Source organism: Acinetobacter sichuanensis (assembly GCF_003024515.2).
Lineage (GTDB): Bacteria > Pseudomonadota > Gammaproteobacteria > Pseudomonadales > Moraxellaceae > Acinetobacter > Acinetobacter sichuanensis.
On sequence record NZ_PYIX02000001.1, the window covers coordinates 150,262 to 173,644 of the forward strand.

Here is a 23,383-nt window from a genome sequence, read left to right on the forward strand (position 1 = left end):
CCTGTCATTGATGATGGGGTTTTTTTATTTATTTTAGTAAAATTTTAAATGATTCAATATATTATTAATGAAAATATTTGCGCTTTTGTGCACACTCAGTTTAACGCCAATGGCTTATGCAACATCAGTGGATCTTGCATCTGTTCAAAAATATCAACAACTTGCTGAACAAAAACAGCTTTACAAGCAGACTGCATGGCAACGTTTGTTATATGCCAATGCACAAGGTCAAAGTGAAGTGCGTTATGACGGTTTTTTTCTGTCACCACATGGAAAGTCCGACTTAAAGCAAGAAATCAATGCCAATATTGCAGCACTGTTTGAACCTGCTGCTGCCAATCAATCCATTCAATGTCGTTTTCCTGCCCGCAGTCAGTGGCTGATTCAACAACTCGAAATTTCCAAAGCAGCATTGGCTCATGCAGATTGTGCTGAACTGGATGAATGGATGGGGCAAATTAAACCTTATAAAGCCACTTTAATTTATGCCACAGATTTTATGGGTAACCCAAGTTCCATGTTTGGACATACCTTATTGCGACTAGATCCCAAAGATCAAAAACAATTAAATCTGGTGTCTTATGCGCTCAATTATGCTGCTACGGTTCAGGGCAGTGAAGGTTGGTCTTATGCTTGGAAAGGCTTAACAGGACAATATGATGGTGAATATTCACTGATGCCGTATTATCGGAAGGTGAAGGAATATGGTGATTTTGAAAGTCGTGATTTATGGGAATATGAACTCAGTTTAAATCCAGAAGAAACACGATTTTTAGTGCAACACATCTGGGAAATGAAGCATGTTAAATTCCCTTATTATTTTATCAGTGACAATTGTGCCTATCGACTGCTTGGCTTGTTGGACATCGTCCGTCCTGAGCTGAATCTGCAAAAACAGAATAAAATTGCCTCCATTCCTATTGAAACTTTAAAAACAGTTCAAGACAATCATTTGATTCAGGATGTGCAATATCGTCCCGCTTTAGAAACTCAGCTTTTGGCTCAGTCACGTCAGCATGGGCAGCAACTGGCAAAAACAGCACATCAAATCACCTTGTTAAAAGTCGATGATATGCCTGTAATGTTGGCAAAGTTTGATGCTGCTGATCAAGCCAAAATACTGGAAATGGCTTATGATGATTTATACTTGGTGTTTATTTCCCGTAAAATTGCAGCGCAAGAGGCACAGCCAAAGTTACGTCAGATTTTGAGTTTGCGTAGTCAACTTAATATTGAAAAACAACGTACTGAAGTTACACGCCCCCGCCATGATCCTGTTCAGGGTCACCATGCTAAGAATACCTCCATTCACGTGGGTGAAGTGCAAGGGCAACAGTTTGTTGAGTTGGGTTTACGTCAGGCGTATCATGATTTACTTGATCCGCAAGGTGGATACCGTACAGGAACACAGTTAAACTTCTGGGATGGTACTATTCAGTATCGTGATGATAAGTTGAAACTTGAACATTTTGATTTTCTTTCAGTCAATTCCTACAACCCGATCACATCATTTAAAATGCCTTTAACTTGGGGTTTTAATCTGGGATGGCAACAGGAAGCCATTCACCAAGGGCGATTCAATTCAGACCAACAGCATGGTGTATTACAACTGAAAGCTCAGTTTGGCTATAGTCTTGCCGATCAAGATCGGCAGCATGTATGTTATGCCCAGCTACAGCCACAAGTACAAGCGGGTAAATCTCTTGATGATGGCTGGCGTATTGGGCTTGGACCTGCGATGGGTTGTCAGAATATATGGACAGACCGTTTCAACAGCCTAGTACAGCTTGAACTGCCATATTGGCAGGATGCAAATCAGTGGAATTTACGTCTAAATACAGGGCTTAATTATGCAGTTGATGCGCAAAATTCGTTGCGTATAACATGGCAATATCAACAACAAAATCATGTGGATTGGAATAAAACAAGTCTAGGTTTTGTTCACTATTTTTAACACGATAAATATTCGCTCAAATGAATTTTCAACAATCACTATGTCAGTTGCATCAGTAATTATACTTTTCGAGTGAGTCGTGAAGGATTTTGGTTATTGTAAATGGCTTTATATACAGTGAAAAATAATGGGCGTAATTGGGTTTATTGTGTTTGATTAATGAAAAAGAACAATCAAATAAGCAGCGTTAATCATGACACTGCTTTATTGAATATATGGTAAGTGCTTGATCATACAAACTTAAACTTCAACCACCACAAAATATTTTTTCACAGCTTCAACAACTTCAAAAGTTCCGACAAAACTCGGTGGAATGACACCTGCTTCACCCGCTTTCACTTCGATATAAGTATTATTTTCTGCATTGTGAATGCGAACAACACCTTCAAGAATAGTAAAAAATTCTTGTTTATTGTCTGCAAATACAATATTCCACGCACCGACTTCGCATTGCCAAATGCCACAATTCATATGGGGATGTTCATATAAACTTTGGGTCAGACGTTTTGGATTACCTTTAACCAAACGATCTGTACGTGGATAGTCCACCGTAGTTTCACTGTGTGTTAAACCTTGACCTGCCAAATAAATCGGTGACATTTTAACAATCCATTTTATAAAAAAGCCTCAAAAATTTGAGGCTTAACATATTAAATCAAATGATTAGTGTGCTTCAGGCACAGCAGATAAAAATTCACGACGTGCTTCTTTATCTGTTTTGAAATCACCCACGAAAGATACGGTACGTGTGGTAGATTCTTGTTTGCTGACACCACGCATCATCATACACATATGCGCTGAATCAATCACCACAGCAACACCGCGGGCATTTGTTACTTCTGCAACAGCATCTGCAATTTGCTTGGTGAGTTGTTCCTGAATTTGTAAGCGACGGGCAAACATTTCTGTGATACGGGCAAATTTAGATAAACCTAAAACATTACCTGAAGGTAAATAGGCAATATGCACACGACCATGAAATGGCAATAAATGATGCTCACATAAAGAATAGAACTCGATATTTTTAACCAAGACCATTTCATCATTGTCAGAAGGGAAGACCGCATTATTGGTCACTTCTTCTAGCGTTTTGCTATAGCCAGACGTCAAGTACGAAAAAGCTTTAGCCGCACGCATGGGCGTATCTTTCAGACCAGGACGGTCTAAGTCCTCGCCAACGGCAGTTAAAATATTTGCGTAGGATTGCTGCATAGACATAAAACGTGTTCACTTATACGGATTGAACAAGGACGGCATTGTAGCAGAAAAACATGAAATATTTTCCAACTACGAGATAAACCGTCATTTAAATAAAATTTTTACTGGGATTTGCCTGTTTGACATACAGTAGATCAAGACTCTTTGGCAAATTTTGGATTTTTTTCAGCACGTTTCAATAGAACCAGAACAGCACCTGTACCCCCTTGTTTTTCAGGTGCGCTGACAAATGCCAATACATCACGGTGCTGACGTAACCAACCATTGACATACGTTTTTAAAATGGCATCAGGACCTTTGCCATGCACAATTTTAATCACATTTTGGTTTTCTTCTTTCGCGATTTGAATCACTTGCAGTACAGCAGCACGAGCCTCTTCAACTGTACAACCATGCAAATCTACCGCTTCAAACCAGCGCAGATTACCTGCTTTTAAGTCTTCAAACACTTTGTGCTGCAATGTTGCAATGCGGTAACTTAAAGTTGCTTGGCTTGCCACAGGATTTAAAATAGCTTGAGTATCAGACAGTTCTGCATCATTGACTTCAAATGCACCTTCAGCCGAAGCGCGTTTGGCTAAGGTCTTTGCATCAGGTTTTTTACGAATATCTTTACGCTCGATTTTGGCAATATTACTATTATCGAGTTTTTTAACGCCGCCCAAAGCTGTTTTAAATAAATCTGCATCACTGATTTCTTCAGGTGCAGTTTCTTGAACTTTCTTAGGTTCAGGCTGTGCTGCAACTTTTGAAGAATGCGGATGACTGATTTGTTTTTTAAATTGCTTTAATAAATCAAGTTGTGATTTGGAAAATGGAGAATCAGAATTACTCATATTGGAAAATAGTAAATAAAGGGTATTTACTGTGAATTATAGTCTGAATCAGGCTAAATTTGAACTGAATTGGATTTAGTTCACATGTTATCAGTGTAATTTTATATTTTTAGTATGAATGACAGTGATTTTTAATTGATGTGAAATATGACTTTAAATTCATTCTGTTGCATTAAAGGCTGTATCATATTTTACTGTTGCTTTTGGGGTAGTATCATTAAAACTTAAAGCTTGAAAATATTGTGGAGGTACATCTTCTAAAATCAAATCAGGATAAGATTTAAAACCAAAGCGTTGATAATAGAGTGGATCACCCAATAAAACACAACCTTTGGCTCCTTGTTTTTTCAAAAGCTCTAAAGCAGAGTTCATCAATTGTGAACCAATGCCTTGTTTTTGCATTGTGGGTAAAACGGCGATCGGACCTAATCCATACCAACCTGATTCATGTGTTGATAGTTCTACAGGTGAAATCGCAACATGCCCAACAATGTTCTGATCAATTTCAGCGACTAGAGAAAGGGTCAGTGTATGATTTCGACGCAACTCATTGACAATAAATTGTTCAGTATGACTTGAATATTCCACATCCAAAAAAGCCAAACGAATGACTTCTGAAATAGCATTTATATCTTGTGCTTTTTCTGGACGGATGATGATTTTATTCAAAGTATTCTCTCATTCTGCTGAATTTATTATGATTTAAACAGTTAAGAATAATGATTCTTAACTGTTTGATCTATATTTAAAAATAAGACTAAATGGCTTGAGGAACACCAAATAATTCAGTAAATGCATGATCAGGACGAGGCTGCTTCATAAAACTTTCGCCAACCAAGAATGCATGAATGTCATGTTCCTGCATGCTATGTACATCTTCAGGGGTGGCAATTCCGCTTTCAGTAATCAGCAAACGAGAAGGATCAAGCAACTTTTTCAAACGGAAAGATGTATTTAAATCGACATCAAAGGTTTTCAAGTTACGATTATTCACGCCCAATAAACAACGCTCAGAAAGCTTCATTGCACGTTCAAGTTCTTCTTCGTCATGGACTTCAACCAATACATCCAGATTGTGTTCAAACGCAGTTTTTGACATTTCTTCGAGTTGCTGATCTGACAAACTTGCCACAATCAACAAAATACAATCTGCATGTAACGCACGTGCTTCAATCACACCATAAGGATCAATCAGAAAGTCCTTACGCAGGGCTGGCAGTGTGCAATGCTGACGTGCAATTTGAATATTTTCATCAGCACCCTGAAAGAAATCGATATCTGTTAACACAGACAAACATGCCGCACCTGCATTTTGATATTGTTCAGCAATTTCAGCAGGATTAAAATTTTCACGAATAATGCCTTTGGACGGAGATGCTTTTTTAATTTCAGCAATCACCGCAGGACGTTTACTGTGCAAAGCGTTGGCAAAACCACGTACAGGCGTTGCTGCCTGAGCAAGCTCTTCGATGTCTTTTAAACTACGTTGTTTTAAACGTACTGCAAATTCTTCGTATTTACGATCTACAATTTTACCTAAAATGGTATTGGCGATATCCACCATAATGATATTCCTTAAATTTTGGCTAAATGCTTAAGCTTCGTATTCTTTGAGGGTTTTGGTAAATTCTGACAAAACGCCCATTTTTTCCAAAGCCTGACCGCCATAAATAATGTCATGTGCCAAAGCCACACCTTGTTTATAGGAGTTGGTTAAGCCTGAAACATAAATCCCTGCACCTGCGTTTAAAGCAATCATGTTAGCTGCTTTTTCACCTTTTGCCGATTTTTTCTTACTCAAAGCGTCTTTAATCAGTGCAAGACTTTCAGCAGCACTGTCTACAGATAAGCCTGTTAATGTCTGAGATTCAATCTCAACCTCTTCAGGCTGAATCATCCATTCAGTCACTTCACCATTTTTAAGTTCAGCCACATAAGTTCCTGAAGCCAGACTGATTTCATCCAAACCATCTTTGGAGTGAACCACCATCACATGCTCAGCACCAAGTTGCTTCAAAACTTCCGCCATCGGACGGCAAAGTTCAGTGGAAAATACACCAATGACAAAGCGCTTCACCCCAGCCGGATTCGTAAGCGGACCAAGAAGATTGAAAATACTGCGGAAACCCAATTCTTTACGGGGACCTGCTGCATATTTCATGGCTTTGTGATGATTTGGAGCAAATAAGAAACCGACGCCCATCTCACGGATACATCGTTCTGTTTGTTGCATGTTCAAATCAAGATTGATACCTGCCTGTTCCAATAAGTCAGAAGAGCCTGACTTGGATGACACGCCACGGTTACCATGTTTGGCAATTGTTGCACCTGCGGCTGCAATCACAAAAGAAGATGCAGTCGAGACATTAAATAAATTTTGTCCGTCACCACCCGTACCCACAATATCGACTAAATAAGGAATATCACTGACATCGATTTTGATGGCAAATTCACGCATGACACGTGCTGCTGCAGTGATTTCATCAATACTTTCACCTTTTTGGCGTAAACCCATCATCAATGCACCAATTTGGGCATCAGAGGCTTCACCGCTCATAATGGTACGCATCACTGCTTCCATTTGCGGTTGAGTCAGTTCAATATTTTTGGTGATGTTATTTAAAGCTTGTTGAATATTCATTTGGGTCACTCAATTATGCATAAATATCTAAAAAGTTCTTGAAGACTTGGTGTCCATGTTGGCTCAGGATTGATTCAGGATGGAACTGCACGCCTTCTATTGGCAATGTCTTATGTTTCACACCCATGATTTCTTCCATTGAGCCATCGGCTTCATTGGTCCAGCAGGTCACTTCCAGACATTCAGGCAAAGTCGCTTGATCAATCACCAAAGAATGATAGCGAGTTGCTGAGAATGGAGAAGGTAAATTGCTGAAAATGCCCGTATCACTGTGGTACATGTCGGATAAACGACCATGCATTACAGTTTTGGCACGTACAATATCGCCACCAAAAGCCTGTCCAATCGCTTGATGTCCAAGACAAACACCAAGGGTTGGAATTTTCCCTGCAAAATGCTGAATCGCAGGCACAGAAACGCCAGCTTCAGATGGAGAGCAAGGACCAGGACCAATCACAAGATATTTTGGTTGCCATCGCTCAATATCTTCCAATGTGACGGCATCATTGCGAACGACTTTAACTTCTTGATTTAACTCGCCAAAATATTGGACGATGTTGTAAGTAAAGCTATCGTAATTATCTATCATCAAAAGCATGAGCTAATTAACCTATTGAAATTTATACACATAAGTGCTTATTGTCTGAAAATACTCAAAAGATATTTAGAAAGAATTTATTTGAAATTAACCCTTTTAAATCAATCTATAAAATGAGTAAGATGAATCATAACAAAAAACAAGCTTGGCTGTTTGACTATTTTAGAAAGCTGTATTTTCCTTTGATTTAAAAAATCAAAAACGCAAAAGACTAGGTTAATTTTAAAGCGTAAAAATAAAATAAATTGTTGTATAAACATGAGGTTAATTTTTATATTTTTTTATAATTAAATCTTTATATGTAATAAGCCTGATGATCTTAACTTTATCTTTATAATGGTCGGAAATTTCCACTAAAATAGATGACAAATAACTTTCAATTGTGTGAAGATAGATTGAAAATGCAATTTATATTAAGTTGGCAGATAAGCGTAAAAATATAATGATTTAATACATAAGTATTTGTTATGAGAAATGAGCGCTTCGGTCAAATAATAAAATGTTAATATTTTTGCCTTTTTCTCTTAAAATGATAAAATTGTCACATATTTGAAGGGGAAATTTGTGAAAGAAGAAGTAAAAATAGCAATTTTTGGATTGAGTCTAAATGTTTTAGAAAGCCTAAAACAAAAAATTCAGGCACTTTATGATGGGTCAATTCAGATTTCTTGGGCAAATATTGCAGATCCCCAATTAGACATATTATTGGTGAATGATATGTTCTTTGGTTCACCAACGATTCAGAATTTAGTTGGTAATCAGAAAGTTGCATATTTACGTTTGGTAAATAAACAAGATAAATCGGGCTTAATCGAAGATGATGCTTTATATTTACCATTTACTGCTTCAGATGAAATTCGTAATTGGTTTAAAGCGCGTTATCATGGTGAACCGATTAGACAACAAAACCTAAAATCATCAACTTTAAAAAATGTACAACCACTTGAAATTAAAAAATTAATTAAAGAATTATTTGATCCACGCAATAGCAATATTCAAGTATTTGATAATACAGGAAACATTGCACTTATTAATATTCGTAAAGAACAGGTTTGGGCAGACCCTGAACGTCGTACCAATAATACAGATACATCATTGAACTTTACTTATGCCACGATGCAGAAAGTACAAAGTGTTGATTCAATCCAAGGGCAAGATTTAAAAAATTGGTTATGGAATTTATTGTGGTATTCTCCACAGTTATTAGAAGATCATAACGTAAATACATTTTATAAGTTAAAATTTTGGCCACAACCACAATCAGCTTATGAGCGACAAAGTATTTTTAAGATCGCTGCTTGTTTTGAAAAAGGAGCAAGTATTAGTCAAATTGAAAAAAAACTAGAAATCAAGCAATCTATTATTCAACATTTTGTTTCAGTCGCTGTATTAACCAACGCTTTGCAAGAAATAAATGAGACAGATGCGAAATTAATAGTAAAATCAGAAAAAACTGAAGGTGTTCTGAAAGGATTCTTTGGTAAGTTAAGACGAAAGCTTGGCTTATAAAAATATTTAAGTTTGACTTAAAATTTTTTAAATCTATTAGATAATTAAGGTTGTTAACTGTTCATTTAAATGAACAAGGGAGAGAAAATTGATCTTACAGAAATACAAAATTGTATTCGGTGGCACTATGGGGGCTGGTAAAACCGAAGCCATTAAATCCCTTTCTGAAGTTTCAGTGCTTTCTACTGAAGCATTAAATACAGATCAAGATGCGCATAGCAAAGCCTTAACAACTGTCGGCATTGATTACGGTGAAATCAAACTTGAAGATGGGGTTGTGGTTGGCTTATATGGCACGCCGGGTCAGGATCGTTTTGACTTTATTTGGTCTGTGATCTGTAAAGGGGCAATTGGTGCGATTGTACTAATTGATCATTCTCAAAAAACGGCTCTAGAAGATTTGAAGTTCTATCTTGAGGCATTTAAGGCACATGTCGATAACATTATTGTTGGAATTACGCATGTTGATGAAAATCCACAAAGTCTTTTAAAGGCATATCGAGATTTTAGTGAAATGGAAAATTATAATTTACCTATTTTTGCGGTAGATGCACGAAAAAAAGACGATGTATTGTTGGTGGTTGAGACACTAATCGCTCGTGCAGAAGTAGAAATGTCTTAATTTATTGTTATTTAAAGTAAAACTTAATAATACTGTTAAGTTTTACTTGACTTAGAGAAAACAAATATCAAAACAATTGGATGTTTTAAGACAAATAATATTGTATAAGATAAACTCAAAGAACAAGCTAAAAAATAAAATCAGCACCAAGTTAATACATTTAAACCTAATTGCACAATAATGGTGCAATTGAGAGATGAGATCAATATTTAAAAGCCAGAAGAGTGTATGAAGATGGTGCAATTATCAATATGGCTTGTATAATAGTAACTAGCTGAACTAAGAAAAGAATGCTTTCTAACAAGGAATTCAACCTTTTAGCAAATATTCTTGAAGTTGGTACGGTAATTGCTATATAAATACCAACTACTAACACGCACAATTAAAAAATGTGCAACAAAAAATCATCGGAGCAAAATGAGCATGGCGAACAAGGTCCTACAACTCATCCAAGAAAGTGGCGCAAAATGGGTCGATTTTCGCTTTACTGATACTAAGGGTAAAGAACAACACGTAACTTATCCTTCCGACAGTATTGATGAAGATACTTTTGAAGACGGTAAAATGTTTGACGGTTCTTCAATTGCTGGTTGGAAAGGCATTGAAGCATCAGATATGATTCTGCGTCCAGATGCTAATTCAGCTTTCCTTGACCCATTCTTTGCTGAAGCGACTGTTGTAGTAACTTGTGATGTCATTGAGCCATCTACAGGTCAAGGTTATGAACGTGACCCTCGTTCAATTGCTCGTCGTGCTGAAGAATATTTAAAATCTACAGGCATTGGTGATACTGCATTCTTTGGTCCTGAACCAGAATTTTTTGTATTTGACGAAGTGAAATGGGACATTGATATGTCTGGCGCTCGTCATACATTGATTGCTGAAGAAGCTGCTTGGTCAACTGGTAAAGACTACGAAGCAGGTAACTCTGGTCATCGTCCACGTGTGAAAGGTGGTTATTTCCCAGTTCCTCCTGTTGATTCTTCACAAGATATGCGTGCTGAAATGTGTGCACGTATTGAAGATATCATGGGACCTGGTCGTGTAGAAGTACATCATCACGAAGTTGCATCTTGCCAATTAGAAATTGGTGTAAGTTTCAACACTTTAGTTCGCAAAGCAGACGAAGTACAACAGTTCAAATATGCAGTTTGGAACGTTGCTCACCAATTTGCAAAAACAGCAACCTTTATGCCTAAACCGATGGTAGGTGATAACGGTTCTGGTATGCATGTTCACGTATCTATCTCTAAAGATGGTAAGAACTTGTTCGCTGGTGATGAATATGCAGGTTTGTCAGAAATGGCACTTTACTTCATCGGTGGTGTAATCAAACATGCGCGTTCTTTAAATGCGATCACAAACCCTTCTACAAACTCGTATAAGCGTTTAGTGCCACATTTTGAAGCACCAATTATGCTTGCTTACTCAGCACGTAACCGTTCAGCTTCTATCCGTATTCCATACGTTTCAAGCCCTAAAGGTAAACGTATTGAAGCACGTTTCCCAGATCCAATGATGAACCCGTACTTAGGTTTTGCTGCATTGTTAATGGCAGGTCTTGACGGTATTCAAAACAAGATCCACCCAGGTGAAGCTGCTGATAAGAACTTGTATGATCTTCCTCCTGAAGAAGAAGCAAAAATCCCAACAGTTGCACATAGCTTAGATATGGCACTTGAAGCGCTTGAAGCTGACCATGACTACCTATTAAAAGGTGGTGTATTCACTAAAGATATGCTTGATGCGTATATCGAACTTAAAACTGAAGAAGTTCGTCGTTTAAATACAACAACTCACCCAGTTGAATTTGATATGTACTACAGCTTGTAATTCTTTTGAGAATTTAGCTGTAAAAAAGACCCGCCTTGTGCGGGTTTTTTTGTATGATAGCTTTATATCAAGCATTGATTTATTTATATGGCACAACGTAAAAAACACACAGGATTTTTCCCGTGGAATGATTGTAAAGATCATGAAAAAGGCTTTAAGTTAAATTTTTCTGAAGTGACTTATTTTGAAGTTGGACGTACAGTTGAAGGTTATAAGCAGGCTGAATTTGTTGCTTTAAGAAATCCTGAACTTGCTTTAGATTTTGATTATCCAAAAAGTTTTTATATCAGTGCTGAAGGTTTAATATTGGTAAAAACCCCTCAAGGTAAGTTTGAAGTGATTGCTAAAACAGATCATGCTTAATTCAATCAAAATTGATCTAAAAAATTAATTAAATAATGGGTATTGCCCTGAGGGATAGAATTTTTTGTTACACTAGCTCAGGTTTAATTTTACGGAATCACTTATGCAATATGGAGCAATGCAACTGCTTTCGATGTGGATTAAAGACCGTAAAATTCAAAATCAGTCAGAAAATACCCTTGATGCTTATTTTCGTGATGTTTCTAGTTTTATAGATTTTTGTTATACCCGAAATATTGAGTTAAATCATGTCGAAGCGTCAGATTTACGTGAATATTTAGCTTATAAGGTTGAAAAAGATCAGCTTGGTTCAACGAGTTTGCAGCGTCATCTCAGCTCAATTCGGCAGTTTATGAAATGGGCAAAGCAAAATCATTTTTTGGCAATCAACCCTGCTGATGATTTGCAATTAAAGCGCCAACCACGACCTTTACCGGGCATGATTGATGTTGAAACTGTGAATCAAATTTTAGATCAGCCAGCACCTAAAAAGCCAATAGAACAGCAGTTATGGTATAGAGATAAAGCAATCTTAGAATTATTGTATTCAAGTGGCTTGCGTTTAGCAGAAGTACAGGGGCTAAATATTCGTGATATTGATTTTAATCGTCAATTGTTGCGCATCACAGGTAAGGGAAATAAAACGCGTATTGTACCTTTTGGTCGTAAAGCAAAAGAAAGTTTGATTCAATGGTTGCAAATCTATCGAATTTGGCAGGGTGAATTTAGCCCTGATGCACCTGTTTTTATTAGTCAGCAAGGTCATCGTATCACCCCACGACAGATTGAAAATCGGGTTAAATATCAGGCACAAAGAGCAAATGTAAATGTTGATTTGCATCCACATTTACTAAGACATTGTTTTGCGAGTCATATGTTATCAAATAGTGGTGATTTGCGTGCAGTGCAGGAAATGTTAGGGCATAGTAATTTAACAACGACACAAATTTATACACACATCGATTTTGATCGATTAGCACAAGTGTATGATCAAGCACATCCAAGAGCGATGAAAAAGTAGCAAATTAAACGCAATTTACTGATCAAAATGACATTGTTTGCGGAAATAAAACGATTTATATTTATTTTTCTTCAATAATATGAAAATTTCTAACAATGATTAAAAAAATTATCCTGTCATTATTGTTGCTACAATCTACAGCAATTTTTGCAAAAACTGTACAATTAGATGAATTATATCAACGTTATAGTGAAGCAGATTATTCCTCTTTAGAGTTGGCAGAATACAATACAGAAGTTGATTTTCAAGCTATTGTTTCTGCTTTAGACGAAAATATAGAGGGTGGTGTTTTACTTGAAGTTGCAGGTTTAAAAGATCCAGCGACTGCTTTAGCACGTGTTGTACCTGTAGATACTGCTGCTGCGCAATTTTCTCAGTTGCAAGAAGGGCAAAAAGTACATCTAAAATGTACAGTTGAAATGGCAAGTGGTTCAGAGTACCTTTCTTTGGGTGAATGTGCTGTAAAATAATCGAAAATTTGTCAATGCTTGCTATAAAAGTACACTTGGTTGCAAATCTTTTATAAAAAGTCATCAAAAAAAGCCGAAAGAATAATTGTTTTTCAAAGCACTCTTGTATATGTTTTAAGCACAATGAGTAATTTAATTAATTCTTTTTCATTTCTGAAAAATTATGTCTGACATGTACTGGGTAATAACATGATTCCTGAGCTTGAGCAAAAATATCAACAATTGACTGAAGCGCAAAAAGAAATTTTTAGAGGCTATGGGTTAAGACAAGTGAAACATTTTGTTGAACTTAGTTTGCCCAAAATTGAGGCAACTTTACCACAACAAGGAAAAGTACTTGGTATTAATGCTGAAGGTAAAGTGCAAGCAATGAATACTGAAACACAACAAGTTTATTTGTGGATTTCAGATCAACAATGGCAAGCTGCAAAAACGAAGTCTAGTCATGTCGATTTAAAAGAAGACTTTTTGGCTGTGTGGGAAATATTTGATTTACAACATCAAGATCTAATCTCACTGAGCCATATTCACCGCGATTTTTTAGAAAATAACCCTATAAATTAAGTGAGCTTTGTTTTTATAAGTTTTTAATTTTAATGTAAAATTCATTTAATTTTTGTGTGTTTAGTCTAAATTGACCTTGAGTTATTTCATACAGAACATGTTGAGATAATGGGTGATTTTCCATTAAGTTGGGATGATTAAATGTCTGAATATAATTCATCTTTAGCCTTTGCATTACTTTTGTAGAGGCTAAATTTACACATGCTGTAAAAGATACAATTTTTGTTAATTTTAAATATTCAAAAGCAAATAATAAACACGCATAAGCAGCTTCAGTTGCATAGCCCTGATGCCAATGCTTTTGGTCTAGACGCCAGCCAATTTCAACGCAAGGTAAAAATAGAAACTGCTCAGGTTGAGAATGTAAGCCAACAAACCCGATGAATTGTTGAGTTGCTTTTAATTCAACTGCCCAAAATCCCCATTGATTTTGTTCGATTAAATTGTGAAAACGAGTAGCTAATAGGTCACTTTCTTCACATGATAAGCAATGAGGAAAATACTGCATTACTTGGGAGTTGGCATTAAGTTGAGCAAATTTTGCAAAATCAGAGTCTTGCCATTGTCGTAAAATTAAACGTGATGTTTCAAGTTGATAGTGGGGCATCATGTACCTATATTTTTTAAGGAAATAGTGTGCAAAATATTGTTGATCAAAATAGCTTGATTTTCATTCAATTTCTTTTTTAGAGTTGAGTTTATAAAATAATCATTTCTAGGGTGAATTTTATTCATAAATAGCATCATATTTTGTTGTTTATCCGAAAGATTGTAAGATTATGACCATAAAGTTGTGACTAAACGTAAAAAAAATAGAGAAAAAAAGCTGATTTTTCGGCTTTATATCTTAAATGACATTTTTTGATATAGAGCATCAGTAAATTTTAGGAAAATTTTTTTTGATGAATTAATCGGTTTTTTATCTTAGATTGACAGTGGTTTTTAGGTGTAATTTGATATTAAACTTTAAAAATCAATGTTTAAAATTTTAATAAATAATAGGCAAAACAAAGTGAATTGTGCAAAAAAAATATTTTTGAACTGTACGTTCAACTATTTTTACGCTTTTTTACAACACTTTGATGAATTGTGACTTGACCGAAATGCCAATCACATTGCAAGATAGGACACCTAAATAATTTTAAATGAAGCGTTATTATAACACTTCTTAATTTTCACTTTTGCTAAAACAGCCGAGGATTACATGAAGGCTCTTGTTGCTGTAAAACGTGTGGTTGATGCCAACGTTAAAGTTCGTGTTAAACCGGACAATAGTGGGGTAGACCTTACTAACGTTAAAATGTCGATCAACCCTTTCGATGAGATCGCAGTGGAAGAAGCGGTTCGCTTAAAAGAAAAAGGAACTGTTTCAGAAATCGTCGTTGTTTCTATTGGTCCTAAAGAAGCGCAAGAACAAATTCGTTCTGCTATGGCGCTTGGTGCAGACCGCGGTATCTTGGTTGAAGCTGATGACAGCCAACTAGGTGCTTTAGAAGTTGCTAAAATCTTAAAAGGTGTTGTTGAACAAGAACAACCACAATTAATCCTTTTAGGTAAACAAGCAATTGATGACGACTCAAACCAAGTGGGTCAGATGTTGGGCGCTTTATTAGGTTCAGGTCAAGGTACATTTGCTTCTGAAGTTAAAGTTGAAGGCGATAAAGTACAAGTTACTCGTGAAGTGGACGGCGGTTTACAAACTGTTGAACTTGCACTTCCTGCAATTATTACGACTGACTTACGTTTGAATGAGCCACGTTATGCTGCGCTTCCAAACATTATGAAAGCACGTAAAAAACCGCTTGATACTAAATCTCCTGCAGATTATGGCGTTACAGCGACTTCTAAGCTTAAAACAGTTAAAGTTGAACCACCTGCTGAACGTAAAGCAGGCGTACAAGTGAAATCTGTAGATGAGCTTGTTGAAAAACTTAAAAATGAAGCGAAAGTGATCTAATACAGAAGGATAAAATCATGAGTATTTTAGTTATCGCTGAGCACGACAATAAAGCACTGAACGGTGCAACATTAAACGTTGTAGCTGCTGCTCAGAAAATCGGTGGTGATATCACTGTATTGGTTGCTGGTTCTGGCGCTCAAGCAGTTGCTGATGCAGCTGCTAAAGTTGCAGGCGTAAGCAAAGTTTTACTTGCTGATGATGCTGCTTATGCAAATCAATTGGCTGAAAATGTTGCTAAACTAGTTGCAGAATTGGGTAAAGGTTATACACATATCCTTGCTGCTTCTACAACAACAGGTAAGAACATTCTGCCACGTGCTGCTGCGCTACTTGATTCAAGCATGATCACTGATGTGATCGCGGTTGAAGGTCCTAAAACTTTCAAACGTCCAATCTATGCGGGTAACGCGATTGCAACTGTAGAATCAGCTGAGTCTGTAGTGCTTGCAACTGTTCGTGGTACTGCATTTGATCCAGTTGCTGCTGAAGGTGGTTCTGTTGCGGTTGAAGCTGTCGCTGCAACAGGTGATGCGGGTATTTCTAAGTTCGTTTCTGAAGAAATCGTGAAATCTGAACGTCCAGAATTAACAGCTGCACGTATCGTTGTATCTGGTGGTCGTGGTGTAGGTTCTGGTGAGAACTATCACAAAGTACTTGATCCACTAGCTGACAAGCTTGGTGCTGCTCAAGGTGCTTCACGTGCTGCGGTTGATGCTGGTTTCGTTCCTAACGATATGCAAGTTGGTCAAACAGGTAAAATCGTTGCACCTGACCTATACATCGCTGTCGGTATTTCTGGTGCGATTCAGCACTTGGCTGGTATGAAAGATTCTAAAGTGATCGTTGCGATCAACAAAGATGAAGAAGCGCCAATCAATGCTGTAGCTGACTACTGGTTAGTGGGTGATTTGAATACTGTTGTTCCAGAATTGGTTTCTAAAATCTAATTCTGAAACTTAAGTTTCAAAAAGCACGCTTAAGAAATTAAGGGTGCTTTTTTTAGTGGAAAATATTTTTAAGTTTTAAATAAAATATTTAACGTGACTTTAAAGAGCCATTTATGTTGGCATAGATAAAAAGATTAACTTTCAAATATTTTTAGGAATTCTTTAAATAAAAAGTACGAAGAAAAATTATATGAATAGTGATTTATTTTTATAGATGTTCAACTTTAATCATTGATTTATTTTAAAAATAACAATTGTATTTTATTAAGTGCGCAGTAATATGATGCTTACTTCTAGTGATGAAGATTAATAATTCTTAATAGGATATAAGATGAAGGTCAATATTTTAAAAAAAATTGGATTGATGATTTTTGTGGGAATGGGGTATTTAGCACATGTGCATGCAGCAAGTCCATTAGAAGGGTATTGGAAAAGTGTAGATGATCGTACTGGGGAGGATTTATCTATTATTGAAGTAAAAAAAATGCCTGATGGAACATATGGTGGTGTGATTTTACATCGTTTTGCTCCACCTGGAGGTGTTGTATTGACGCATTGTACAAAATGCCCTGAACCTTATAAAAATAAACCTTTGGTGGGTATGCAGATTTTATCTGGTTTTGTTGAGGATCCTAGTAAACCTAATAGTTTTATTCATGGGAAGTTGTTAGAGCCAAAAAGTGGCAAAATTTTTGAAGGAAAAGGGGTACTTATTTCAGATGGTCGGCGTTTTCGTTTGAGGGGATATGTGGGGGTGTCAATTTTAGGGCGAACTCATGTTTGGTTGAAGGTGAACGATCCTAAGGCTGAAATTAATAAGAAATAAAAGAAATATAAAATTACATTAGAATAACCCCTTAAATTATGTGAATTATAATGATTTAAGGGGTGTTTTTAAGGCAGTTATTTAACAAGTCAGTAAATAAAAATTTTTGTCCTCAATTAAATCTATGAATTTATTTTATTAAAAAATTAAAGAAATATAGCCTTTTCATAATATCGAGATAAATTTTAAATGAATATTAATTTATTTTTTTAAATTTGATAAATACTCAGCATAACTTTTAAAAATAACAATTGTATTTTATTAAGCGCGAAGTAATATAAAGTTTACTTCTGGTAAGGAAGAATAATTAATTCTTAATAGGACATAAGATGAAAATTAATATTTTAAAAAAAATTGGATTGATTGCTTTAATTGGAATGGGGTGTCTGACAAATATATATGCAAGTCCATTGACAGGATATTGGAAAAGTGTAGATGATCGGACGGGAGAAGCATTATCGATTATTGAAATTAAAAAATTAGAAGATGGAACTTATGGTGGTTTTATTGTCCATCGTTTTGCGGCGCCAGGTGGGGTGGCATTAACGAATTGTACAAAATGCCCTGAACCTTATAAAAATAAGCCTTTATTAGGTATGCAGATTTTATCAGGCTTTATTGAAGACCCTAAAAAAGAAAATCATTTTATTCATGGTAAGGTTTTAGAAGCAAAAAGCGGTAAAATTTTTGAAGGAAAAGGGCAGTTAACAACAGATGGGCGGCGTTTTCGCTTGAGAGGATTTGTGGGAGTGTCGATGTTGGGGCGTACACAGGTTTGGGTTAAAGTGAATGATCCACAAGCAGAAATTAATAAATAAAAAAGAAAAAAGTTTATATCCTCCAAATTACGTAATTTGGAGGTTTTCATTCTCAATTATAGCGTGTGTCATCTTATTTTTTATGTGTAATAAATTCGAATATATATAAAATTTGTACAATTTCCATTCAGAAAACATAAGTTTTTAAACAGAGAAGATGGCGTGATTGAGTAGGGCGAGGAATCAATATTTTATAACCAAAAATTGGTGAATAAATGCACGATTGGTTAATGAAATTTAACAGGATTTGCAGTCATTTAAAGTCACAAAATGTGAAGTATTTGTGCTATAATTTTCGGCTGAATTTTAGATTTTGGCTTAAATTTTTTAGGTCAAATATTTGCAAGATTGATGATATAAATCGAGCATTTTTTGCTTGAAATAAGGAGTATGCATGAGCGTATCGGAAACTAGACCGATTGCCATTGAGGATGAACTCAAGCACTCATATCTAGACTATGCGATGAGCGTTATTGTCTCACGTGCATTACCAGATGTTCGAGATGGTCTAAAGCCTGTTCATCGTCGTGTGCTATTCGCTATGCACGAGTTAGGCAATGACTATAACAAAGCTTATAAAAAATCTGCCCGTGTTGTTGGTGACGTAATCGGTAAATATCACCCACATGGTGACTATGCTGTTTATGAAACCATTGTACGTATGGCGCAAGATTTTAGTTTGCGTTACCAATTGGTTGATGGTCAAGGTAACTTTGGTTCTGTTGATGGTGACAGTGCTGCGGCAATGCGTTATACCGAAGTCCGTATGCGTAAATTGACCCATGAAATGTTGGCTGACTTAGAAAAAGATACAGTTGAATGGGAAGATAACTACGACGGTTCTGAGCGTATTCCTCAGGTGATGCCAACGCGTATTCCTAACTTATTGATCAACGGTGTCACAGGTATTGCTGTGGGTATGGCGACCAATATGGCGCCACACAACATGACCGAAGTGATCAATGCTTGTTTAGCTTATGCTGAAAACCCACAAATCAGTATTGAAGGGTTAATGGAGCATATCTCTGGTCCAGATTTCCCGACTGGCGGTATTATTTATGGTAAATCAGGAATTGTAGACGCTTACCGCACAGGTAAAGGTCGTTTACATATTCGTGGTAAATACCATTTTGAAGAAGACCAAAAAACAGGTCGTACTACGATCGTGTTCACAGAAATTCCTTACCAAGTCAATAAAGCAAAAACCATTGAGCGTATTGCTGAGTTGGTGAAAGAGAAAAAACTGGAAGGTATTTCAGAACTTCGTGATGAGTCTGATAAAGACGGAATGCGTATTGCAATTGACTTGAAGCGTGGCGAAAACGCTGAAGTGATTGTGAATAATTTATTCCTCAATACGCAACTTGAAAATTCGTTTAGCATTAATATGGTTTGCCTAGACAATGGTCAACCTAAGCTGATGAATTTAAAAGACATCATTGCGGCATTTATTCGCCATCGTCAAGAAGTTGTAACTCGTCGTACGATGTTCGAACTGCGTAAAGCGCGTGAGCGTGGTCATATCTTAGAAGGTTTGACTGTTGCTCTAGCAAATATCGATGACATTATCGAAACTATTAAAACCTCTGCTAACCCAGCTGAAGCGCGCGAGCGTTTACTTGCAGGTGAGTGGGCAGGTGGAAATGTAGTTGCATTGCTTGAAAAAGCGGGTGCAATTTCTGTACGTCCAGATGAAATTGAAGGTGAAGATCCAAATCGTCCATTTGGTCTAGATGATGCGATTTATCGTTTATCACCTGCACAAGTTGGTGCAATTTTAGAATTACGTTTGCATCGTTTGACTGGTCTTGAACAGGATAAGTTACAAGCTGAATATTCTGAAATCTTGGCACAAATTGCTGAATTAACAGCAATTCTAAATGATTTCAATCTGTTGATGGCTGTGATTAAAGAAGAACTTGCTTTAGTCCTACAACAGTATGGCGATGCACGTAAAACAGATATTGTTGAATCTCGTATTGATTTTTCACGTGAAGATTTAATTCCAGAAGAACAAGTTGTACTCACTGTTTCTAAAACAGGTTATGCAAAAACTCAACCATTGTCAGATTATGCGGCTCAACGCCGTGGTGGACGTGGTAAATCTGCAACGTCGATGAAAGAAGATGATTATATTCAACATTTAATCGTGACATCGAACCATGCAACGGTATTGTGTTTTACCAATGTGGGTAAAGTTTATCGCCTAAGAGTTTTTGAAGTACCTCAAGCATCTCGTGGTGCAAAAGGTCGCCCGATGGTTAACTTATTGCCATTGGATGCAAATGAAACCATCACAGCGATTCTTCCTGTGATTGATGCACCGAAGAAGTTTACAGAACGTCTTGCTGATTTTAGAAGTTTTGTACGTGCGAATGTAGGCAAACTTCGTGAAAATCAGATCATTGATGCACATTATGAACTGTTAAAAGCGGCATTTGCTGAATTAGGCGAAGCACCAGATGACTTGTCAGATGCTTTACGCAAGCAATTGAAAGAAATCGGTTTAGAGCTTTCTGCAACAGATGTACAAGATGATTTAGTCGCCGAGTTTGCTGAGCGTGTTGAAAGTGTACGTAAAAACTTCTATGTCTTTATGGCAACAGCATCAGGTACAGTAAAACGTGTTGAGTTAGAACAATTTAGTAATGTTCGCTCAAATGGTTTACGTGCGATTGAGTTGAAAGAAGAAGATACCTTGATCGGTGTTGCGATCACTGACGGTGAACAACAGATCATGTTGTTCTCAAATGAAGGTAAGGCAATTCGTTTCTCTGAAACTGATGCACGTGTGATGGGACGTACTGCGAAGGGTGTTCGTGGTATGCGTGTAACACTTGCTGCTGCACAAGCAGAAGAAGATGTGGAAACTGATGTAGATTCTGATGATGAAGATCTATCTGATTCAGCATTTGTGAGCCGTATCGTTTCACTCGTTGTTGTTCCTGAAACGGGCGAAGTATTATGTGCTTCAGCTAATGGTTATGGTAAACGTACTTCTGTCGATGACTTCCCAACCAAAAAACGTGGTGGTAAAGGTGTTATTGCCATTAAGACTTCTGAGCGTAATGGTGAATTGGTCGGTGCTGTTGCGATTGATGTCACCAAAGAAGTGATGTTGATTTCTGATGGTGGTACTTTAGTGCGTACTCGTGCTTCTGAAATTGCACAAACAGGTCGTAATGCACAAGGTGTTCGTCTTATCCGTTTAGGTAATGAAGAAATCTTGGTTGGCGTTGTGGCTGTTGAAGCTGTTGAAGAAGATGAAGAAATTTTAGAGTCAGTTGAAACCATTGATGGTGAAGCATTAGTGGATCAAGAAAAGCTGGTGATTGATGAAACAATTATGGATGAGGCTGATGCTGAATCTAATAATGATGAAGTTGACGAGTAATTTAAATATTTAAAGGAGAGCGCTTAGGCGCTCTTTTTTTTATCTGTATATTTAAGTATTTATCATTTTAATTTATATATGAGTTTTATTTGTAGTTATATCTGTGATAACTTGGTTTCTTAATGAAAGTTAAATGCTTTTATAAAAATAAACTGGAATTTGAATGAAAAATATTTTACTTATTTTGTGTTTAAGTTTACCGCTCATGGCGTGTGAAAAAGTGGGTAATGCGGTATTTGAAAAAGCAATTGGTGAAATACCAGAAAGTAGTGAAGCACAAAATATTAAGGCACAGCAGCTCTTTAGCGCATTGGTTGAAAAAAATGAAATTAAGGTTTACCAGTTGGTTGAATTAGATGTTCATGAATTATTAAATAATAATCCACAAGTGCTGCCAGAAATTTTTGAAATGATGCCTGATCATGTGATTGAGCCAAAAGAGGTAGTTTATCGTGCAAAAACAGTTGATCTAAAAGTAGGAAAAATATTTTCAGTAACTTATTACTATGATTATCCTGAAAAACCCATTCGTTTTACGGTGGTATTTAAAGGGCATGATGGAGGTGCAAAAATATTAGGACTTTTTGTGACATCAGATCAAATAAAACCAGTTAATGAAAGTAAGTAAATGGAAAAATAATTAAGTTAAAATATGGATAATCAAAATATAGATCATGAAAATATAGAAAAACCAGATGTAAAAGGTGAATTAAAAGTCTTTTTTGTTATTTTATGCGCGATTATTTGGTTTACTGTGATGTTTAGTGAATCTCGTAAATCCTATTTAGTTGCATTAACTGAATATGAAATAAGTTATAAATTAAATTGGGCATTAGAAAAAGAATTAGAAGTTGAAGATCTTATTTTTAGTTTCCATTCTAAAAAAGGTAAAACGATAAAACCTAAAGGTCCAGAACTCATTGTTAAAAATCAAAAAACTGGACAAACTCTGGTGAGTAAACAATTTAGTTTTTTTAAAATCAATCATCCTGAAATGAAGTTAATCTCAGATGTGGAATATCCGATAAGCTATCCTGAGTTTTATTATAGTCCTGATTATAGTGTGATGTTGAAGCGTAAAGATTTATATTGGATCACGAAAGCAACTGTGATCAGTGAGGGGCAAGAAGCACGTATTTATTTTAAAAATGCTGATCCAAATTTTAAAAAATATAATCAAATCCGTTCTACAAAAAATATGTACGTTTTTGTATTACTTGCAATATTTATGATTTCTTTTGCTATTTTTGCGACATATTTATTTAGTTGCTTAAAAGATTATAAAAATAATATTTCTTCGATCATTATTTCTATCTTAGGATTATTTTTTGTTATTTATTTTATATTTTACAAACTTATTTATATATGGATACAAGTTGAGTTTAGGATATTTTAGACTTTAAAATACTTTAGAGTTTTAAATCGCTTTAATATATATTTATAAAATTTAAAATCATCAACTATATTATTTGGAATGAAATTGAGATGCTAAAATTAATTTATTATGTTCCAGAGTCACATTTAGAAACGACAAAAGCAGCAATATTTGTAGCAGGTGCGGGAGGGATTGGAAACTATGAACACTGTGCTTGGCAAGTTTTAGGAATCGGGCAATTTAAACCTGTAAAAGGTGCGAACCCGTTTATTGGCGAGTTAGGTCTTTTAGAACAAGTTCCTGAATGGCGTGTAGAAACGATTGTTTCTGAGCAAAAAGCACGGCAAGTTATGCATGCTTTAAAAGCAAGTCATCCTTATGAAGAACCTGCTTTTGAATTTATTCAGATGGTTGAGATTGATTGAAATCAGTAA

At 36.1% G+C, this 23,383-nt stretch carries 24 protein-coding genes; 16 read left to right on the plus strand and 8 right to left on the minus strand.

Translation table 11 applies throughout. From position 1 onward, the window contains the following. Window positions 1-67: 67 nt before the first annotated feature. Window positions 68-1,954: an Lnb N-terminal periplasmic domain-containing protein gene (locus C9E89_RS00725; RefSeq protein WP_107006522.1), complete on the plus strand. Its 1,887-nt coding sequence runs from the start codon at window positions 68-70 to the stop codon at window positions 1,952-1,954. A 240-nt stretch (window positions 1,955-2,194) separates the two neighbouring features. Here the strand turns inward: C9E89_RS00725 and C9E89_RS00730 are convergent, their stop codons facing one another. The 7 genes from C9E89_RS00730 to C9E89_RS00760 form a co-directional block, all read right to left on the minus strand. Then, a complete protein-coding gene (locus tag C9E89_RS00730; protein WP_107006523.1) occupies window positions 2,195-2,554 on the minus strand; it encodes a cupin domain-containing protein in 360 nt (119 codons plus the stop codon). A 63-nt stretch (window positions 2,555-2,617) separates the two neighbouring features. Beyond that, a complete protein-coding gene (gene folE / locus C9E89_RS00735) occupies window positions 2,618-3,166 on the minus strand; it encodes a GTP cyclohydrolase I FolE (RefSeq protein ID WP_171405017.1) in 549 nt (182 codons plus the stop codon). A 140-nt stretch (window positions 3,167-3,306) separates the two neighbouring features. After that, window positions 3,307-4,008, minus strand: coding sequence for a Smr/MutS family protein (locus tag C9E89_RS00740; protein ID WP_107006524.1), 702 nt, complete (start codon window positions 4,006-4,008; stop codon window positions 3,307-3,309). Between the two features lie 159 nt (window positions 4,009-4,167). Beyond that, window positions 4,168-4,677, minus strand: a complete 510-nt coding sequence (locus C9E89_RS00745) for a GNAT family N-acetyltransferase (protein WP_107006525.1) — start codon at window positions 4,675-4,677, stop codon at window positions 4,168-4,170. Window positions 4,678-4,765: 88 nt separating this feature from the next. Beyond that, window positions 4,766-5,572: an indole-3-glycerol phosphate synthase TrpC gene (gene trpC, locus C9E89_RS00750; RefSeq protein WP_107006526.1), complete on the minus strand. Its 807-nt coding sequence runs from the start codon at window positions 5,570-5,572 to the stop codon at window positions 4,766-4,768. A 30-nt stretch (window positions 5,573-5,602) separates the two neighbouring features. Continuing rightward, window positions 5,603-6,649, minus strand: a complete 1,047-nt coding sequence (trpD, locus tag C9E89_RS00755; protein ID WP_107006527.1) for an anthranilate phosphoribosyltransferase — start codon at window positions 6,647-6,649, stop codon at window positions 5,603-5,605. Window positions 6,650-6,662: 13 nt separating this feature from the next. After that, window positions 6,663-7,247 (minus strand): anthranilate synthase component II, encoded by a 585-nt coding sequence (locus tag C9E89_RS00760; protein ID WP_107006528.1) that lies wholly within the window; start codon window positions 7,245-7,247, stop codon window positions 6,663-6,665. Between the two features lie 564 nt (window positions 7,248-7,811). Here C9E89_RS00760 and C9E89_RS00765 point away from each other — a divergent pair. From C9E89_RS00765 to C9E89_RS00795, 7 genes are all read left to right on the plus strand, one after another. Then, window positions 7,812-8,756, plus strand: coding sequence for a hypothetical protein (locus tag C9E89_RS00765; protein ID WP_107006529.1), 945 nt, complete (start codon window positions 7,812-7,814; stop codon window positions 8,754-8,756). An 88-nt stretch (window positions 8,757-8,844) separates the two neighbouring features. Then, window positions 8,845-9,378, plus strand: a complete 534-nt coding sequence (locus C9E89_RS00770; RefSeq protein WP_107006530.1) for a GTP-binding protein — start codon at window positions 8,845-8,847, stop codon at window positions 9,376-9,378. A gap of 417 nt (window positions 9,379-9,795) precedes the next feature. After that, window positions 9,796-11,211, plus strand: coding sequence for a type I glutamate--ammonia ligase (gene glnA, locus C9E89_RS00775; RefSeq protein WP_171405048.1), 1,416 nt, complete (start codon window positions 9,796-9,798; stop codon window positions 11,209-11,211). Window positions 11,212-11,298: 87 nt separating this feature from the next. Next, the gene (locus tag C9E89_RS00780) at window positions 11,299-11,574 is read left to right on the plus strand and encodes a hypothetical protein (RefSeq protein WP_107006532.1); all 276 of its coding nucleotides are present in this window, start codon (window positions 11,299-11,301) and stop codon (window positions 11,572-11,574) included. A gap of 133 nt (window positions 11,575-11,707) precedes the next feature. After that, window positions 11,708-12,595, plus strand: coding sequence for a site-specific tyrosine recombinase/integron integrase (gene xerA, locus C9E89_RS00785; RefSeq protein ID WP_171405055.1), 888 nt, complete (start codon window positions 11,708-11,710; stop codon window positions 12,593-12,595). 95 nt (window positions 12,596-12,690) lie between these two features. After that, window positions 12,691-13,065: a hypothetical protein gene (locus tag C9E89_RS00790; protein ID WP_107006534.1), complete on the plus strand. Its 375-nt coding sequence runs from the start codon at window positions 12,691-12,693 to the stop codon at window positions 13,063-13,065. A 189-nt stretch (window positions 13,066-13,254) separates the two neighbouring features. After that, window positions 13,255-13,629, plus strand: coding sequence for a hypothetical protein (locus tag C9E89_RS00795; protein WP_107006535.1), 375 nt, complete (start codon window positions 13,255-13,257; stop codon window positions 13,627-13,629). A gap of 13 nt (window positions 13,630-13,642) precedes the next feature. Here the strand turns inward: C9E89_RS00795 and C9E89_RS00800 are convergent, their stop codons facing one another. After that, window positions 13,643-14,236 (minus strand): GNAT family N-acetyltransferase, encoded by a 594-nt coding sequence (locus tag C9E89_RS00800; RefSeq protein WP_378227623.1) that lies wholly within the window; start codon window positions 14,234-14,236, stop codon window positions 13,643-13,645. 597 nt (window positions 14,237-14,833) lie between these two features. Here C9E89_RS00800 and C9E89_RS00805 point away from each other — a divergent pair. The 8 genes from C9E89_RS00805 (at window position 14,834) to C9E89_RS00840 (ending at window position 23,374) form a co-directional block, all read left to right on the plus strand. Continuing rightward, a complete protein-coding gene (locus tag C9E89_RS00805) occupies window positions 14,834-15,586 on the plus strand; it encodes an electron transfer flavoprotein subunit beta/FixA family protein (RefSeq protein WP_107006537.1) in 753 nt (250 codons plus the stop codon). A gap of 17 nt (window positions 15,587-15,603) precedes the next feature. Beyond that, entirely contained in the window at window positions 15,604-16,536 is a 933-nt protein-coding gene (locus C9E89_RS00810) for an FAD-binding protein (protein WP_107006538.1), read from the plus strand. A 331-nt stretch (window positions 16,537-16,867) separates the two neighbouring features. Next, window positions 16,868-17,362: a DUF2147 domain-containing protein gene (locus C9E89_RS00815; protein WP_107006539.1), complete on the plus strand. Its 495-nt coding sequence runs from the start codon at window positions 16,868-16,870 to the stop codon at window positions 17,360-17,362. A gap of 329 nt (window positions 17,363-17,691) precedes the next feature. Beyond that, window positions 17,692-18,180, plus strand: a complete 489-nt coding sequence (locus tag C9E89_RS00820) for a DUF2147 domain-containing protein (RefSeq protein WP_107006540.1) — start codon at window positions 17,692-17,694, stop codon at window positions 18,178-18,180. Between the two features lie 394 nt (window positions 18,181-18,574). After that, window positions 18,575-21,574: a DNA gyrase subunit A gene (gene gyrA, locus C9E89_RS00825; RefSeq protein WP_107006541.1), complete on the plus strand. Its 3,000-nt coding sequence runs from the start codon at window positions 18,575-18,577 to the stop codon at window positions 21,572-21,574. 163 nt (window positions 21,575-21,737) lie between these two features. Then, window positions 21,738-22,202 (plus strand): hypothetical protein, encoded by a 465-nt coding sequence (locus tag C9E89_RS00830; protein WP_107006542.1) that lies wholly within the window; start codon window positions 21,738-21,740, stop codon window positions 22,200-22,202. A gap of 24 nt (window positions 22,203-22,226) precedes the next feature. Next, entirely contained in the window at window positions 22,227-22,970 is a 744-nt protein-coding gene (locus tag C9E89_RS00835; protein ID WP_107006543.1) for a hypothetical protein, read from the plus strand. 89 nt (window positions 22,971-23,059) lie between these two features. Then, entirely contained in the window at window positions 23,060-23,374 is a 315-nt protein-coding gene (locus tag C9E89_RS00840; protein WP_107006544.1) for an NGG1p interacting factor NIF3, read from the plus strand. Window positions 23,375-23,383 lie beyond the last annotated feature (9 nt).

Bases quoted from the DNA above. Each gene is read 5' to 3' on its own strand.
- C9E89_RS00805 (WP_107006537.1), top strand. From the start codon at position 14,834: ATGAAGGCTCTTGTTGCTGTAAAACGTGTGGTTGATGCCAACGTTAAA.
- glnA (WP_171405048.1), top strand. From the start codon at position 9,796: ATGAGCATGGCGAACAAGGTCCTACAACTCATCCAAGAAAGTGGCGCA.
- C9E89_RS00780 (WP_107006532.1), top strand. From the start codon at position 11,299: ATGGCACAACGTAAAAAACACACAGGATTTTTCCCGTGGAATGATTGT.
- C9E89_RS00790 (WP_107006534.1), top strand. From the start codon at position 12,691: ATGATTAAAAAAATTATCCTGTCATTATTGTTGCTACAATCTACAGCA.
- C9E89_RS00835 (WP_107006543.1), top strand. From the start codon at position 22,227: ATGGATAATCAAAATATAGATCATGAAAATATAGAAAAACCAGATGTA.
- C9E89_RS00815 (WP_107006539.1), top strand. From the start codon at position 16,868: ATGAAGGTCAATATTTTAAAAAAAATTGGATTGATGATTTTTGTGGGA.
- C9E89_RS00725 (WP_107006522.1), top strand. From the start codon at position 68: ATGAAAATATTTGCGCTTTTGTGCACACTCAGTTTAACGCCAATGGCT.
- folE (WP_171405017.1), bottom strand. From the start codon at position 3,166: ATGCAGCAATCCTACGCAAATATTTTAACTGCCGTTGGCGAGGACTTA.
- C9E89_RS00730 (WP_107006523.1), bottom strand. From the start codon at position 2,554: ATGTCACCGATTTATTTGGCAGGTCAAGGTTTAACACACAGTGAAACT.
- C9E89_RS00830 (WP_107006542.1), top strand. From the start codon at position 21,738: ATGAAAAATATTTTACTTATTTTGTGTTTAAGTTTACCGCTCATGGCG.
- gyrA (WP_107006541.1), top strand. From the start codon at position 18,575: ATGAGCGTATCGGAAACTAGACCGATTGCCATTGAGGATGAACTCAAG.
- xerA (WP_171405055.1), top strand. From the start codon at position 11,708: ATGTGGATTAAAGACCGTAAAATTCAAAATCAGTCAGAAAATACCCTT.
- trpD (WP_107006527.1), bottom strand. From the start codon at position 6,649: ATGAATATTCAACAAGCTTTAAATAACATCACCAAAAATATTGAACTG.
- trpC (WP_107006526.1), bottom strand. From the start codon at position 5,572: ATGGTGGATATCGCCAATACCATTTTAGGTAAAATTGTAGATCGTAAA.
- C9E89_RS00840 (WP_107006544.1), top strand. From the start codon at position 23,060: ATGCTAAAATTAATTTATTATGTTCCAGAGTCACATTTAGAAACGACA.
- C9E89_RS00740 (WP_107006524.1), bottom strand. From the start codon at position 4,008: ATGAGTAATTCTGATTCTCCATTTTCCAAATCACAACTTGATTTATTA.
- C9E89_RS00800 (WP_378227623.1), bottom strand. From the start codon at position 14,236: ATGCCCCACTATCAACTTGAAACATCACGTTTAATTTTACGACAATGG.
- C9E89_RS00795 (WP_107006535.1), top strand. From the start codon at position 13,255: ATGATTCCTGAGCTTGAGCAAAAATATCAACAATTGACTGAAGCGCAA.
- C9E89_RS00810 (WP_107006538.1), top strand. From the start codon at position 15,604: ATGAGTATTTTAGTTATCGCTGAGCACGACAATAAAGCACTGAACGGT.
- C9E89_RS00760 (WP_107006528.1), bottom strand. From the start codon at position 7,247: ATGCTTTTGATGATAGATAATTACGATAGCTTTACTTACAACATCGTC.
- C9E89_RS00820 (WP_107006540.1), top strand. From the start codon at position 17,692: ATGAAAATTAATATTTTAAAAAAAATTGGATTGATTGCTTTAATTGGA.